Raw genomic sequence first — 15,704 nt, 5'->3', positions numbered from 1 at the left:
GATTTATTTAAATGAAAAAAATGATTTTAGTTTTCATGCTTTTATTGACTAGTATAGTACTAGTTGGATGTAACAAGGAAAAGGTTGAAGAACCTAAAAAAGAAGATCCAGTTGAAGAGAAAGAATCATTTCAATTAATTGGACATTATGATGAATTAGCTAATCAAGGTATTGATTTTTATTTTTTACTAAACTTAAATGCAGATGGTACAGCAGTGCTTTCTAGTTATAATGCAGGTTCAATGGCTGGTTATGATGCAAGAGACTATAAAGAAAATGAGGCTTTTACTACTAAACACGATAATGGAACATGGAGTCGTGGTAAAGATGCTGAGGGAGAAGATGCAATTATAATTAAAACAACTCAAGGTACATTCTATGGATATGAAACAAATGGAATAATCAATGTATCAAACTTTAAATTCTTGTTCTATGGTGCATATAGTAGAGAGGCTACTTTAGAAGGAAGTAAAACTATTCAATATAAAGATTATAATGCATTTATTCAAGCGTATAAACAAACAGCGCCAGCAGAAACACCAGCATCATAAAAAAGAGGGTGATTTTAATGAAAATAAACAAACAGCTCTTTGGATTAATAATGTTAACACTGTTTTCAATTGGGTTAATATCATGTAAAACGAAAGAAAAGATTGATAAACCAGAACCTCAAAATCCAACACCAGTTGAAAATGAATATCCAACACCAGAATATGCTGAAGAAAGTGAAACACCATATACAGGTTTGCTTGAAAGTTATAAAAAAGATGAGTGGAATGGTTATTGGATTTGGGATAAAATTAATGCACCTGATTCTTATGTCGCTTTTAGAAAAGAATTCGAGATTTCTAAAGATATTACAGAAACTGTAATTGATATTTCAGCAGAAAGTAAATATTTTATGTGGGTTAATGGAATATTAACAGTTTATGATGGTAGTTCTAAGCGAGGACCAAGCGTTAATGATTCTTTTTATGATTATGTAAAAATTACTAATTTAAAAAAAGGTAAAAATGTTATTGCATTTTTAACGGTCTATAATGGTCGTTCTAGTGACTCATCAATCGATGCAGGAAAAGCTGGATTATTATTTCAAATGAGTGTTGATGATAAAGTAATCAAATCAGATAATACTGTTAAGGTTAAGAGATTAAGAGAATATAAAAATAAATCATTATTAAAAGGTGATTATCCAAATTATCCGCAATCATCAATGCTTGGAGAATGGAACGTTTACTTTGATGCTAGAGAAGCAACGGGAAACTTCTTTGAAACAAGTTTTGATGTTTCTAGTTGGGATAATGCTGTTGGAGTCGCTAAAGCAGGAGCAAAACCATTTAATAGACTATATAAAAATCCTGCACCTACAATGAAGTTTAATGAAATCGTTAAGTTCGAAAATTCTTCAAAATATGAAAATATTATCTTTGATAAACCAACAAAAATTGAATTAGAACTTCCACTTAATCGGCAATTTTCAACATACTTTGAAATTGAGAGTGAAAAAGAAGGCGAAAAGATTTTATTATATACAGATACATATGTTGTTGGTACTGAAACTAACTTCAAAGATACGTATATAACAAAAAAAGGTGTTCAAAAATATGAGAACTATCCATGGAGATCAGGATCAAAACTATATATGGAAATTCCAAGTGGAGTTAAGATTTCATATATTGGATATAGAGCAAGTGGATATGATGCTGATATAACAGGCAGTTTTGAGTCAAGTAATGAGCGATTAAATATTTTGTGGGATAAAGCTGTAAATAGCCTTTTAATTAATATGCGAGATACATTTATGGATACTCCTGATCGTGAAAGAGCACCTTATATGGGTGATGCTTCAAATCAAATTGAAATGTTATTATACTCATTAGATCCAAATTCTTATGAAATAGTTAAAAAAACTATTTTAACAGCAATCGGTTGGACAAAAGAGGGAAATATTCTAGTTAGTAGAGCACCAAGTAAATCTCCTCATGAGATTCCAGTTCAAAGTTTAGCATTTATCATCTCAGTATATAATTATTATTTATATACAGGGGATAGAGATACAATTTCTAAATTTTATGAAATTGCAGCTAACTATTTAAAAAACTGGGAATTAAAAGACAACGGTTTAATTGAAATTCGTGATGGGTCATGGTTATGGACTGATTGGGGAGAAAAAATTGATGTTGAAGTAATTCAAACAGCTTGGTATTATTATGCATTAAATATTATTGAAAAGTTATCAAGTGATTTAAACATAACAAAAAATGATGAGTTTATTAGCCAAAGAAAAGTAACCATTGAAGAAAACTTTGCAAAAGTATATCAAAAAGAAGATGGTGGGTTTAGATCAGGTGAAGAAAATGATGATCGTGCTAATGCACTTGCTGTTTTAAGTGGTTTAGCTAAAAAAGAAGACTATGAGTCAATTAGAAACATTTTAGTGAACACTAAAAATGCTAGTCCGTTTTATGAAAAATATGTTCTTGAAGCATTATCCATTATGGGATATTATGATGAAGCAGTTACTAGAATGCTAGATAGATATGAAGCAATGATCGATGATAGCGGAACAACTTTATGGGAACTATGGTCACTAGATGCTGCTGGAACTGTAACAGTTAATCATGGTTGGACTGGTGGTCCGCTTGTTATCATGTCTAAATATATAGCGGGTATAAAACCAATAGAAGTTAACTATGAAGAGTATGAAATAATTCCACAATTTATATATGATAAAATTAATGCTTCTGTTGATACTAACAAAGGCGTAATCAAGATGTCTTATAATAAAGTGGAAGATGGCTATGAAATTAAAATTAAGGCTATTGAAGGGACAGGGTATTTAAAACTTCCAAAAGAATTTAAAGATAGAACTAATTTTACTGGTGTGATGATTGAAGTTATTGATGATGATTATTATGTTTTATCATTTGAAGAAGGAAATTATACAATAACAGTTTCATAATAGATGTTTGAGCAATAACAACTAAAGTTTTAGTTGTTTTTTGTTCTTTATCAATTTTTAAATATTGATGAAAAATGATATAATATTATAATAAATGGCAAGTTAATTCTAGTGTAGATTAGATACTTTAAATAAAGATATTATAAAGGAGTTGAAGTTTCAATGATAAATATTGCAATTGTAGAAGACAAGAAAAACGAAGCAGATAAACTTATCCAGTGTTTAAAAGAATATGAAAAACGTCAAAAAGATAGCAAGATAAAGTTAGAAATTAAATGGTATGAAAATGCTGAAAGATTTCTTCAAAGTGTTAGAAATAAAGTTAATCATGATATTATCTTCTTTGATATAGAATTGCCAATCCAAAATGGGATGGATGCTGCGTTTGCATTTAGAGAAATTGATCGACAAACACCAATAATATTTGTTACTAATATGACTCAGTATGCAATTAAAGGTTATCAAGTAGAAGCACTAGATTATATATTAAAACCAGTTGAGTATAGTAGTGTTGTTGGACCATTGAATAAAGCTATTGACTTAATTCAAAATAATTTAGAAGAAATCTTAATTATTCAAAATGTTCAAGGCTTAATAAAAATTTCTTCAAGAGACTTAATTTATGTTGAAATTTCGGATCACAAATTAAGTTATCATACAGTTAATGAAACCTTTTATGGATATGGTTCTTTAACAGATGTTGAATTAAAATTAAAAAATCATAATTTTTTGAGATGTAATAGTAGTTATTTAGTTAATCCTAGATATATTAAGAGTATTGAGGATCAAATGGTAATTATGAAAAATGATGATAAACTAAAAATAAGTCGTCCACGTAAGAAACAATTTATGAATGATTTAACTGAATGGTTAGGTAAAGGAAATATCATATGATAGATTTTTTTTATTCACATGGGTTTGTAATAGAATTAATAATAACATCATCACTTTTTGTATATTTTTTAAAACCAAGAGCAAAATTTTTTTTAAGGGTTTTATTATGTATAGCAACGTTATTTTTAGTATCAATTGTTTGGGACAAAGTTATTCCAAGTAACACATATTTGATTATTTTCAAACATATAACACTGTTTACGTTTTGTTTTCTTGCTATTATGTTCTGTTTTAAAGCAACAATTTGGGAATCATTATTTTTGGAGACAAGTGCTTTTACTGTGCAACATAGTGCTTTTAAATTGGGATTTTTAGTTCAAACGATTATTGAAAGTAAATTTGAAAATACCATAGTAAGTATTATTAGTTATCTATTAATTGATTTAGTTATTTATATTCTTGCTTATCGTTTATTTTCTTTAAAGATTAAGAATGAGCATGTTTCATCTAAAAAAATGAATAACCAAATAGTCTTAATGGCTGTAGCACTAATTCTTTTTACAACCATTTTTCAAAACTTATTTGAATTTATTATTGATAAAAATGATTTGATGATGCTAATTGCTATTACAAGTTATGATTTAGTTTCTTGTGTTTTAGTCATATCAATTCAATTTGGTATTTTAAAAAATAATCGTTTAACTTATGAAACTACTGTCTTAGAACATGTCTTATATAAACAAAAAGAACAAATGATTAATTCTAAACATAATATGGATATATTAAATATTAAGTATCACGATTTAAAGTATTTGGTTAATAGTATTGAAAATAGAATTGAAGCAAATGAATTAGAAGAACTACATAAAGTTATAAATGCTTATGATTTATATGTTGATACAGGAAATGAGGCATTAAATATTATACTTTCAGAGAAAAAGTTAATATGTGATAACAATAACATCAAGTTTAATTATATTCTGGATGGACAAAAACTGAACTTTATGCAGGCCTCAGATATATACTCTCTTTTTGGTAATGCAATTGATAATGCTATAACAGCAACAAAAAAAATTCAAAAAATGGAAAAAAGAAATATAAAGATTGTTGTGAAAAAGGTTTTAAATATTGTAATAATTGTTATTGAAAACTATTATGAAGGAGAAATTCTATTTGATGATATCTTTCCTATAACTACCAAAGAAGACAGAAATTATCATGGATATGGAATGAAGAGTATTAAGTATATTGTCGATAAATATCAAGGTTTTATGTCTGTAAAATCTGAAAAGGAAAGATTTACATTAAGTATCTCATTTGAAGAGCAAAAATAAAGGGAGAGATAATCAAGTCTATCCTTTTTTAATATTCCTAATTATTAAACGAGAAAAAATATAAGAAATATTATATAATAAAAGTGATTTTTATGTATATATAGTGTACGAAAAAAGTTATTGATTAGAATTGTTAGGTGATTAAATAATATGAAAGTAAGTAATAGAAAATTAAAAAAATGGCGTAAGGATTCACCTATGGTAAGTAGATCTTATGCTGAAAAACGTAATCGAGGAGAAAAACATATTGAAAAAGAAATAGAAAAATATAAATAAAGGGAGAGAGAAAAATGAATAAGTTTATAAAAAATATTGGTATTGAGTTATATGTTGTCTTAGCAGTAACTACGATATATTTGTTGGAACCAGTAATATTAATATCACCAACAATTATAATATTGATTTCGTTGATTATTCTTTTTAGTTATTTATTAACATATTTATATACTGTTTTATTTAAAGAAGAAAATGATAATACGAAGCAACTTTATTATCATAATCAACAAATAACTAATAAAATTGTTAGTTATACTATTGCAGTTATATTTGTTTTAATAACTATATATGTAACATTTCTTATGAAGCAATCAAAGAATCGTGAGTTTATTCCTTTACTATGGATATTATCATTTATCTTTTCAGTTGTTACAGTAGTGATTAATAGAAGAAAAGAAAACATTATAGACATAAAATTTAGTAATATTCTTTATATCGGTTTTTTCATTGTTTTTATAGTCTTTCTAGTTTTATTTACGAGTGTTATAAAAAGCGAAATAGCAAGAATAATAATTTCACTTTTAATTACCATAACTTATATAACACTATATAGTATTAAATGCTTGAAAAATGGAGGTATTAATAATGAAAGTGTCTAAGCGAATAGCATTTGTTTTAATATCAATATTTACGCTAATAACAGTACTAACATTAACAGTAATCCTTAGTTTATATAGTTCGCCTAATTTCTTTGTTTGGTTTTTAAGACAACAACCAGATGCTATTGCAACATATGTTCCAGAAGAGTATAACGTTGCTAAAAATGATGTTTTAGAGATTCTTGATATTACTTATGAATCTAAATATAAAGAAAATAAGATTGATGTTTATTATCCAAAGAATTATGATAATAAGAAACTTCCAACAATCATTTGGACTCATGGAGGATCATTTATTGGTGGTGATAAATCTGCAATAAAAGTTTTTGGAACGTTAGTTGCTAAAGAAGGATATACATTTGTTTCAGTTAATTATGAACTTGCTCCTGAAAATACATATCCAGGACCAGCAATTCAACTTACAGAAGTTGTTAAGTATTTGAAAAAGAATATTAATAAATATCAAATGATTGATTTAGAAAGAGTAGTTATCGGTGGAGATTCTGCAGGTGCTCAAATTGCTGCTCATTTCGTGGCAACTCAAATTAATAGTGAGTTAAGAGATGAAGTTAAAATTGAACAAGTACTAACTCCAAAAGAAATAAAAGCAGTTTTATTGTTTTGTGGTCCATACGATATGAATGAGCTTGATAAACAATTCACAGGAAATAATAGTAATTCATCTATTAGTAATATTCTAAGTTTTTTTGTTAAACAAATTGGTTGGTCATATTTTGGATATAGTGGTTGGAAAAGTGGAAATGAAATAAAACAAACAAATATTGTTGATCAAGTAACAAATGATTATCCTCCAACATATTTAACTGATGGAAATCGAATTTCATTTATGGCACATGCAGAAAGCCTAGAGAAAAAACTTGATGAATTAGGCGTTATTGTTGATAGTTATTATCCATCGAAAGAAGATTCAACAAAAGATTTCAATCATGAATACCAGTTTAATTTTAAAGATTATCCTGTTGAAGCATTTATCAATTTAGAATACACATTGAATTTCTTAAAAGAAAATATTAATTAACTTTTATAGAGGACTTTAAAAAGTTCTCTATTTATATAATGCCCTATTAAGGCTTTTAACGTTTAAAATATAATTATAATAACATTGTCTTTTGTTATAAACGATATTAGTGATACAATAGAATTAGTAAATATGTGAGGTGATTTTATGGCATTAAAAAGAAATGCTCTTTTAGATAGATTAGATAATCTAAGAGAAGAAATAAGAAAAGAAGTTTTAGAGAAAAAGGGAATTGAACCAGTAGTCTGTACTGATTCAGCTTTAAAAGAAATAACAAATAAACGTCCACTTAAGATAAGTGATTTTATGGCTATTTCGGGATTAGAAAAAGATTTTATGAGTCTATATGCTGATAGATTTTTAAATGAAATCTTATCATATGAACAATCCCTTACTAAAGAGGTTCAAGTGTCTAAAACTGCGCATAAAGTACTTCATAATTATAAAGATAGATTAACAAATATTTCAAAATCAAATCCAAATCTATATATGGGACGTGTTGAGAATATTAAAAGTTTTGATTTAACTAGTTTAAATATCGATGAGGAGATTATCAACTTTTTAATTAATCCTAAAAATAAAAAACTTAAAGTATCATTTCCAAACGAATTAATAAACAATCGAATGACAACCCTATATCGTGAAACTAATAAGTCTTTTAAAGAAACAGGATCTTATAATCTATATGTTGCTTATCCATATGTTGAGGGTGTTTTTACAAAGGAACATTTCCCAATAAAGGCTCCATTAATATATTTCCCTGTTAAATTCGAGAGAAATAAACGAGATATTACTCTAGTAAAGGATAATGAAAAAGATATTATTTTTAACAGAGATTTATTATTAGCTGCTTCAAAAGTTGAAAGTGGTACACTAGATTCTAAAATGCCTTCAATTGAGAGTTTTAATGAAGAAGTATTAAGAGATATTATCATTAAGTTTTATGAATCTAATGGTACACCAATTTATAGCAAACCCAATTCAATAAATTTTGAACCTTTTCAAAATGAATTAAAAGAAGATTTTGTTAAAAGAGAGCATACTAATTTCACATTTAAATCATATATTACTTTAGGTAGATATCAACCATACTCATCTATGATTCAAAAAGATATGGATACGATTCTTTCTAATCATAAATATAATGAACTACTCGAAGGTTTAATTGATGAAGCAAATCTTTATAAAAAAGAAGCTAAAGGTATTTATACAGGAAATCAAGGTTCTGTTAAAGAAAGTAAGATTTCATACATTAATGAATTAAACGATTCACAAGAGAAAGTTATTGAACTTTTAAATACTGAAAAAAAATTAGTTATTTGGGGGCCACCAGGAACAGGTAAATCCCAAACAATTACAAGTCTTATTGCATCTAGTATTTTAAAGGGTGAGAATGTTTTAGTTGTTAGTGAAAAGAAGGTTGCTCTTGATGTAATTTATTCAAGATTAAAAGGAGCATCAAGATATTCAATGTTTATTGATGATGCCGAAAATAAACAAAGCTTTTATACTAAACTTCAAGGGTTTTTAGATCCAATGCCACCAGTTAGAACACGAAATAATGATATCTATCATTTGGAAGAAGAAATCAATGAACTAACGACAACACTAGATAATTCATTAAGACTGCTTTATGGTGAAAAAATTGATGAAGATGTAACAATAAGTGGATTGTATAGCAAGTACTTAAAGGATAAAGATGTGTTATCAGATTTAACACCTTTAAAAATCTATCAAATGTTTGAAAGAAATTTTAATAATTTTACTTTTAAAGATATTGATAATCTAGAAAGAACTTTTAGTAAGGATAAAGAACTAATTGAATACTTAGAATTTGAAAAGATGATAACTAAATATCCAATTCTTTTAAAATTAGATTTAAAAATTTCTAGAAGTGGGAAAATTGAATTAGAAAGTTTTGACAGTGATTTTAAGAATTATTTAGAAAACATTAAAAACAAAGGCTTTTTTGGAAGAAGAAAACTTAATAAAGAGTTTTTCTCTCAAAATAGTTTAAGATTAAAATTCATGACAATTAAGAATTCAATTGATAAAAAGTATTTAAAAGAAATAAAGAATAATCCAAAGTTGAATAATTATATTCTTGAAAATAGTTTAAGATTAGATAAGTACCTGACAAAACATAAAAAACTATCGATAACTGAACGTAAATATTTAAAAATGTTATTAAATGATGAGTTAGTAAAAGATTTAGATGATATTAGTAAATATAGAAGTTATTTATTTAATGCATATTATACAGGACTGATTGAAGACTTTAAGGCAAGAAATCAAAAACATTTATATATAATCGATGATTATCAAAATAAAATGGAAAAACTTGAGTCATTGATTAGTGAAAAAATGCAAGTGACAATTGAATCATTTGAAATGTCACTTTATCGTTATGCATTAAACTTTTCAAACACGAAAAGAATTATGGATATAAAACGTACTTTGGAACAAACACAAAAACCAAGTATTAAAGCATTTATTGATATTTTCCAACCTGAAATGATGGAAAATATTAGAGTTTGGATGATGACACCAGAAGTTGTTAGTGCCGTTATGCCGCTTAGATATGGGATGTTTGATTTAGTTATTTTTGATGAGGCGTCACAAATGTATGTTGAAAAAGGAATTCCAGCTATTTATCGTGCTAAGAAAGTTGTTATTGCGGGTGATCCAAAGCAACTTAGACCTTCAAGTCTAGGAATTGGTAGAATTCAAGATGAGGATGAGTTATTTGAAGAAGATACATTAAAAGAAGCTTCGCTTGATGCTAAGAGTTTGTTAGACTTAGCTAGATATAAATATACTGAAACATTATTGAACTATCATTACCGTTCTGAATATGAAGAATTAATAAGTTTTTCAAATCATGCATTTTATGATGGTAAATTAATTGTTTCACCAAATCAAACTCAAAGTGTTAAACCACCAATTGAATATGTCTATGTTGAAGATGGTGTTTTTGAAGATCGTAAGAATCATAAAGAAGCTCTTGAGGTTGTTGAGTTAATTAAAAAAATATTTAGACAAAGAAAAAATAATGAAACAATCGGAGTGATTACTTTTAATAGTAGTCAACGTGATTTGATTGAAAATTATATTGATAAAGAACTATTTAATAAGAGTACATACCAAAGAAAGTTTGAACAAGAAATGTTTAGAACTGAAGATGGGGAAGATAAGAGTTTATTCGTTAAGAATATTGAAAACGTTCAAGGAGATGAACGTGATATAATTATTTTCTCAATGGGGTATGCAAAAGATGACTCAGGAAGTGTTAAACGAAGATTTGGTTGGTTAAATCATGAAGGTGGAGAAAATAGATTGAATGTTGCTGTTACAAGAGCGAAGAAAAAAATTTATTTTGTTTCTTCATTATATCCAGAAGAATTAAAAGTTGAAGACTTAACAAGCAGAGGACCGAAGTTATTAAAAGATTTTATGAGATACTGTTATTATGTTTCAAGTAAAAAGCAGGATTCAGTAAAACTTATTTTAAATAGTTTAAATGCTACTGAAGTTCAAACTCAAGAAACAATAACAACCCAATTAGCAGAAGAGATAAAACAAAGACTAGAAAGAAACAAATATGAAGTACATTCATCGATTGGAATTGGTAAATATAATATTAATTTAGGAATCTATGATAAAGAGACAGATTCATATAAATTAGGAATTATTTGTGATATTGCAAGTCCAGATAATATTAATGCTAGAAAAGATTTACTTCATCAAGAGAGATATTTAAAGTCTAGAAAATGGAATGTTTATCGTATCTTTGCTTCAAACTGGTATACTGATCCAAATAAAGAACTAAGAAATATAAGAGATATGTTAAAAAAGAATTAGTGTATAAAATAATATATAGAATCCATCTTTTGAAGGTGGATTTTTCTTTTAAGTAAGTCTGTTATAACGAACAAAACAGTAAAAAAAGATTTTTTGGTTGATTATAACGAACAAAAATGATGGTATTATTATAAAAATGGCATTGAATAACCCTACAATTCCAAGTTTAATTGGTCAAATTTAAGGGTATTTCAAAGCCATTTAGTCTTTTGGTAATGTAATAATAAATGTTGTTCCATTACCTATTTTACTTTCTACATTTATAGTTCCATTTGATAAATCAATTATTCTTTTTACAATTGATAATCCAAGTCCATTTCCATATGCAGAATTATTTGAATCAACCTGGAAGAAACGATCATAAATTCGTTTTATTGATTCAGTATCCATCCCAATTCCAGAATCTTTAATAGTGGCAATTACTTCATTATCACTTTCTTCAAGATATATTTTAATCATGCTATCTTTTTTGCTAAACTTGATGGCATTGCCAATAAGATTAATCCAAAGATGTTGGAGTAATTCTTCATTTCCATAATAGTTTATTTTGTTTAAACCTAGATTAAAAGATATATTTTTAGTTTCCCATTCTTTTGATAGAAGAAGAATACATTGTCTTATTTGTTCGTCTAAATAGTATTCTTTCTTTTCAATAACAATTCCTTGTGACTCTAGTTTTGTTAGTAGCAAAATATTTGATGATAACTGTGATAATCTGTTTGATTCATTAAAAATTATATCTAAAAATTCTTTTCTTTTTTCTTCTGATAAATTTGGGTTTTGAAGAAGTTTTGCAAAGCCTCTAATAGCGACAATAGGCGTTTTTAATTCATGTGAGAAATTACTAATGAAATCATTTCTTAAAATTTGTGTTGCAGATAATTCTTTAGCCATTAAATTGAAATTATCTGAAATACTTTTAAGTTCTGATGGATGTTTTAAGTCAAGTCTTACATCAAAGTTTCCTTCTGAAATTTCTTGCATACCGCGTTTAAGTTTATTTACTTCACGTAGAAAGATACGTGAAACTAAGAATGTTAGTAAAACACCAATAACAGTTGTCGCAACTAAAGCTCTTAAAATGAATCCCATTTCTTTGTTTGAAATTAATGAAAAAATAAATGCTAATAAACTAACAATTAAACCTGATAATAACATTATAAATAGAAAAAGAAGTGTAAATTTTAGATAGAGGTTTATATTACCTTTTTGTTTTTTATTTTTCATATATAACTGCCTTATATCCTAAACCGTGAATTGTTAATATTTTAAACTCTTCTATGTAATCAATCTTTGATCTAATCCTATTGATATGAACGCTCACTGTATGTGTCTCACTTTCAGTATCATATCCCCAAAATTCTTCCATTAATTGAAATCTAGTATAGATAGTATTGGGGTTAGTTAAGAGTTTATAGAGAATATAAAATTCTTTTTTAGGTAAGTAAATATTTTCTTTATTTGTCTTAATTGACAACTCATTGTAGTTAAGGGTGATATTCCCGATTTTTAAAGTATGCTCGCTTGTATTATTACTTCTTCTAAGAAGTGCTTTAATTCTAAGCAACATTTCTTCCTCTTCAACAGGTTTAATCATATAATCATCAACACCTAACGTGAAAGCTTTCTTTTTATCTTCTAATAGATGCCTTGCTGTGATAACGAGTATTGGTATAAAGGCATTATTATTCTTAAGTGTTTTAGCAAATTCAAAACCATTCATTTTAGGCATCATGATATCTAAAATGATTAAATCAATTTGCTTTTGTTCTAAAACATCTAACGCTTCAATACCATTAAATGCACTTGTAACTTTATAGCCATCAGTTATTAATACTTCAGTCATTAGCTTTTGAATATTTTTATCATCTTCAACAATTAGAATATTAAACATATATGCCTCCTTAATGATTTGAATTAAATAGATTTTAACATAATGTCACATTATATGCAAAAAGAATAAAAAGTTTAAATTTAGTTTATATTTGAGTGTTAATATTCATTGCGTAGATTATTTATATGGGAGGTAAATATGTTAAGACTTAAAGAGATTAGAAAAGAATATGAAGTTGGAAATACAAAAGTTGAAGCATTAAAAGGTATTGATTTATCATTTAGACAAAATGAGTTTGTTTCAATACTGGGACCATCTGGTTGTGGTAAAACAACAATGCTTAATATAATTGGTGGACTTGATAAATATACAACGGGTGATTTATTTATAAATGGTAGAAGTACAAAAGAGTTTAAAGATTCTGATTGGGATGTTTATAGAAATAAAAGAATTGGTTTTATTTTTCAAAGCTATAATTTAATTCCACATCAAACAATACTTGGAAACGTTGAATTAGCACTTACAATAGCGGGTGTATCAAAAACAGAACGCACAGCACGTGCTAAAAAAGCATTAGACAAAGTTGGTTTACAAGGTCAATATAATAAAAAACCAAATCAATTATCTGGTGGACAAAGTCAAAGAGTTGCAATTGCACGTGCACTTGTAAATGATCCAGAGATACTACTTGCTGATGAACCAACAGGAGCACTTGATACTGTAACATCAGTACAAATTATGGATTTAATAAAAGAAATAGCTAAAGATAGATTAGTTATTATGGTTACACATAATCCAGAACTTGCAAATGAGTATTCAACAAGAATTATAAAGTTATTGGATGGTGAATTACAAAGTGATTCGAATCCATTTACTGAAAAAAACGAGATTAAAGAAACAAATAAAAGAAATGAATTATTGAAGAAAGAAATAAATGAGCCAAATAAAGAAAAAGCTAAAATGTCGTTTTTCACATCTTTTAAATTATCACTTCAAAATTTGTTTACGAAAAAAGCAAGAACAATTCTAACAAGTATCGCAGGTTCAATTGGAATTATTGGTGTATCTCTTGTTTTAGCATTATCTTTTGGACTACAAACACAAATTGATAATATGCAAAATGATATGTTATCTGGAAATCCAATTGAGATAAGAAAGACTGCAATGGATATAAATGCTATGCAAAATATGATGACACCAGAAGAAAAAATTGAGGTCATTAAAGAAGCAGGATATATCAATGTTAATTCAATGGTAGAAGCTCTTATGAAAAGAGCGGATAACGCGGGCGGTTTAATGGTTAATAACACAATAACTAAGGATTATGTTGAATATTTAAACAATGCACCAAGTAATAGTGTTGCGGCAATTCTTTTAAATTACGGACTTGATTTAACAAATAATCTGTATACAGATGTCTATAAATCAAATAATGACAATAGTGATCAAATGTCTTTAAGTACTTTAAGAATGATATATACAGATATGTTAAAAAAGACTCAGTATTCCGAATATTCATCTTTAATTGGATCACTAAGTGAAAACTTTATGCAAGTTCCAAATAATGAAGAATATATAAAAGAACAATATAATATGCTTCATGGTAATTATTCTAAAAATAAAGACGAAATAATGATTGTTGTTAATAGTGACAACCAACTTAATGATTTATTACTTGCTCAACTTGGATATTATAGTCAGGAAGAGTTTATTAATCTTATATATAAAGCAGGTAAATCACCTTTATATAATCCATCATTAGAAAGAAGTAAATTGAGTTATGATGAATTGATAGGTAAAGAGTTTACGTGGTATCCAAATGATGTTGTATTTAATGATCCTACTGATGCACTTGCTCCATTTACATATAATTCATATCAAAATGATAATTTTAAAAATGGATTAAAATTAAAGATTACAGGAATATTAGAACCTAAAGAGGATATTAACTTTGGCAGTTTAACAAGTGGTTTTTATTATACTGAAGAACTTGCAAATTATGTAATCGAATCAAATAATAATTCGAAAATCACATCATATTTAAAGAATAATAATCTTGATGCATTCTATGGGATGAAAACAGAAGTTGAACAAGGATCAGGAGTTTATAAAGATTTAGGAATAACAGCTACATATAGTTTTGAATTTGAAGGTGAAACATATCAATCTGTTTCATATTTAGGTAAAACAGATATGATGAGTGCAATGTTAGGTTCAATGATGGGTGGAAGTGTTAAAGAAATTCCAATGGTTAGTTTAAATGAACTTGGTGGATCTGATGTTCCAAATCAAATATCAATATATCCAACAGATTTTGAAAATAAGAAAGATTTAATAACCTATTTAGATAAGTGGAATCAAGATATAGATATTAAAGTCTTTGATAAGGTATTAAAAAAAGCCGATAGAGTAGATATTATATATACAGATACTTTATCGATTGTTATGACAATGATGAGTTCATTGATTGATGTTATAACAATTGCATTAATTGGATTTACAGCATTATCTCTTCTTGTGTCGTGTGTGATGATTGCAATTATCACATATGTATCTGTTGTTGAAAGAACTAAAGAGATTGGAGTTATTCGTTCTCTTGGGGGAAGAAAAAAAGATGTTTCATATTTATTTAATGCAGAAACATTTATAATAGGAGCAACTTCAGGTTTAATCGGTGTTGGAGTAACGTATATACTATCATTAGCAATCAATGGTGTTGTTAAGCCTTTGGTTGGAATGTCAATTGCAATATTCCCAATTCATTATGCGCTTATAATGTTACTAGTAAGTATTTTACTTACAGTTTTATCAGGTTTAATACCATCAAGATCAGCAGCTAAGAAAGATCCAGTTGTTGCTCTTAGAACAGAATAAAGAAATAATAGTTTAATTTAGAGGAATTATTTTATTCCTCTTTTTTTATATTTATTTAAATTATCAAAAAATTATTATATTTTTTAACAAA

The 15,704-nt window shown here is 27.1% G+C and carries 11 protein-coding genes; 9 read left to right on the top strand and 2 right to left on the bottom strand.

Features of this window, described 5'->3' with window-relative positions; genetic code table 11:
* The first annotated feature begins 11 nt into the window (after positions 1-11).
* The 8 genes from EXC62_RS00960 to EXC62_RS00930 all read left to right on the top strand — a co-directional run bounded on the left by EXC62_RS00960 (position 12) and on the right by EXC62_RS00930 (position 10,905).
* The gene (locus EXC62_RS00960; protein WP_026390763.1) at positions 12-551 is read left to right on the top strand and encodes a hypothetical protein; all 540 of its coding nucleotides are present in this window, start codon (positions 12-14) and stop codon (positions 549-551) included.
* A gap of 17 nt (positions 552-568) precedes the next feature.
* Entirely contained in the window at positions 569-2,962 is a 2,394-nt protein-coding gene (locus tag EXC62_RS00955) for an alpha-L-rhamnosidase-related protein (protein WP_026390762.1), read from the top strand.
* 162 nt (positions 2,963-3,124) lie between these two features.
* Positions 3,125-3,856 carry a LytR/AlgR family response regulator transcription factor gene (locus EXC62_RS00950; RefSeq protein ID WP_162140254.1) on the top strand — a complete coding sequence of 244 codons (732 nt, stop codon included), beginning with the start codon at positions 3,125-3,127 and terminating at the stop codon, positions 3,854-3,856.
* Positions 3,853-5,130 (top strand): ATP-binding protein, encoded by a 1,278-nt coding sequence (locus EXC62_RS00945; RefSeq protein ID WP_026390760.1) that lies wholly within the window; start codon positions 3,853-3,855, stop codon positions 5,128-5,130. Before EXC62_RS00950 ends, EXC62_RS00945 begins: the two co-directional genes overlap by 4 nt.
* Before the next feature lie 150 nt (positions 5,131-5,280).
* Positions 5,281-5,406 (top strand): hypothetical protein, encoded by a 126-nt coding sequence (locus EXC62_RS09080; protein ID WP_269744982.1) that lies wholly within the window; start codon positions 5,281-5,283, stop codon positions 5,404-5,406.
* A gap of 14 nt (positions 5,407-5,420) precedes the next feature.
* Positions 5,421-6,005, top strand: coding sequence for a hypothetical protein (locus EXC62_RS00940; protein ID WP_026390759.1), 585 nt, complete (start codon positions 5,421-5,423; stop codon positions 6,003-6,005).
* Positions 5,992-7,044: an alpha/beta hydrolase gene (locus EXC62_RS00935; protein WP_052589956.1), complete on the top strand. Its 1,053-nt coding sequence runs from the start codon at positions 5,992-5,994 to the stop codon at positions 7,042-7,044. The genes EXC62_RS00940 and EXC62_RS00935 overlap by 14 nt, the downstream gene beginning before the upstream one ends.
* Positions 7,045-7,191: 147 nt before the next feature.
* Positions 7,192-10,905 carry an AAA domain-containing protein gene (locus tag EXC62_RS00930; protein ID WP_026390758.1) on the top strand — a complete coding sequence of 1,238 codons (3,714 nt, stop codon included), beginning with the start codon at positions 7,192-7,194 and terminating at the stop codon, positions 10,903-10,905.
* 201 nt (positions 10,906-11,106) lie between these two features.
* Here EXC62_RS00930 and EXC62_RS00925 read toward each other — a convergent pair whose 3' ends face one another.
* Entirely contained in the window at positions 11,107-12,132 is a 1,026-nt protein-coding gene (locus EXC62_RS00925) for a HAMP domain-containing sensor histidine kinase (protein WP_026390757.1), read from the bottom strand.
* Positions 12,122-12,799 carry a response regulator transcription factor gene (locus EXC62_RS00920; protein ID WP_026390756.1) on the bottom strand — a complete coding sequence of 226 codons (678 nt, stop codon included), beginning with the start codon at positions 12,797-12,799 and terminating at the stop codon, positions 12,122-12,124. Before EXC62_RS00920 ends, EXC62_RS00925 begins: the two co-directional genes overlap by 11 nt.
* A gap of 138 nt (positions 12,800-12,937) precedes the next feature.
* On the opposite strand from EXC62_RS00920, the gene EXC62_RS00915 reads away from it, so the two are divergent.
* Positions 12,938-15,613 (top strand): ABC transporter ATP-binding protein/permease, encoded by a 2,676-nt coding sequence (locus EXC62_RS00915; RefSeq protein WP_026390755.1) that lies wholly within the window; start codon positions 12,938-12,940, stop codon positions 15,611-15,613.
* Positions 15,614-15,704: the final 91 nt, after the last annotated feature.

Origin of the sequence: Haploplasma axanthum (genome assembly GCF_900660745.1) — a bacterium.
Taxonomy (GTDB): domain Bacteria; phylum Bacillota_I; class Bacilli_A; order Acholeplasmatales; family Acholeplasmataceae; genus Haploplasma; species Haploplasma axanthum.
This window is presented reverse-complemented; position numbering and strand designations above follow the sequence as displayed.

Bases quoted from the DNA above. Each gene is read 5' to 3' on its own strand.
- EXC62_RS00915 (WP_026390755.1), top strand. From the start codon at position 12,938: ATGTTAAGACTTAAAGAGATTAGAAAAGAATATGAAGTTGGAAATACA.
- EXC62_RS00960 (WP_026390763.1), top strand. From the start codon at position 12: ATGAAAAAAATGATTTTAGTTTTCATGCTTTTATTGACTAGTATAGTA.
- EXC62_RS00930 (WP_026390758.1), top strand. From the start codon at position 7,192: ATGGCATTAAAAAGAAATGCTCTTTTAGATAGATTAGATAATCTAAGA.
- EXC62_RS00940 (WP_026390759.1), top strand. From the start codon at position 5,421: ATGAATAAGTTTATAAAAAATATTGGTATTGAGTTATATGTTGTCTTA.
- EXC62_RS00920 (WP_026390756.1), bottom strand. From the start codon at position 12,799: ATGTTTAATATTCTAATTGTTGAAGATGATAAAAATATTCAAAAGCTA.
- EXC62_RS00950 (WP_162140254.1), top strand. From the start codon at position 3,125: ATGATAAATATTGCAATTGTAGAAGACAAGAAAAACGAAGCAGATAAA.
- EXC62_RS00945 (WP_026390760.1), top strand. From the start codon at position 3,853: ATGATAGATTTTTTTTATTCACATGGGTTTGTAATAGAATTAATAATA.
- EXC62_RS00955 (WP_026390762.1), top strand. From the start codon at position 569: ATGAAAATAAACAAACAGCTCTTTGGATTAATAATGTTAACACTGTTT.
- EXC62_RS00925 (WP_026390757.1), bottom strand. From the start codon at position 12,132: ATGAAAAATAAAAAACAAAAAGGTAATATAAACCTCTATCTAAAATTT.
- EXC62_RS09080 (WP_269744982.1), top strand. From the start codon at position 5,281: ATGAAAGTAAGTAATAGAAAATTAAAAAAATGGCGTAAGGATTCACCT.
- EXC62_RS00935 (WP_052589956.1), top strand. From the start codon at position 5,992: ATGAAAGTGTCTAAGCGAATAGCATTTGTTTTAATATCAATATTTACG.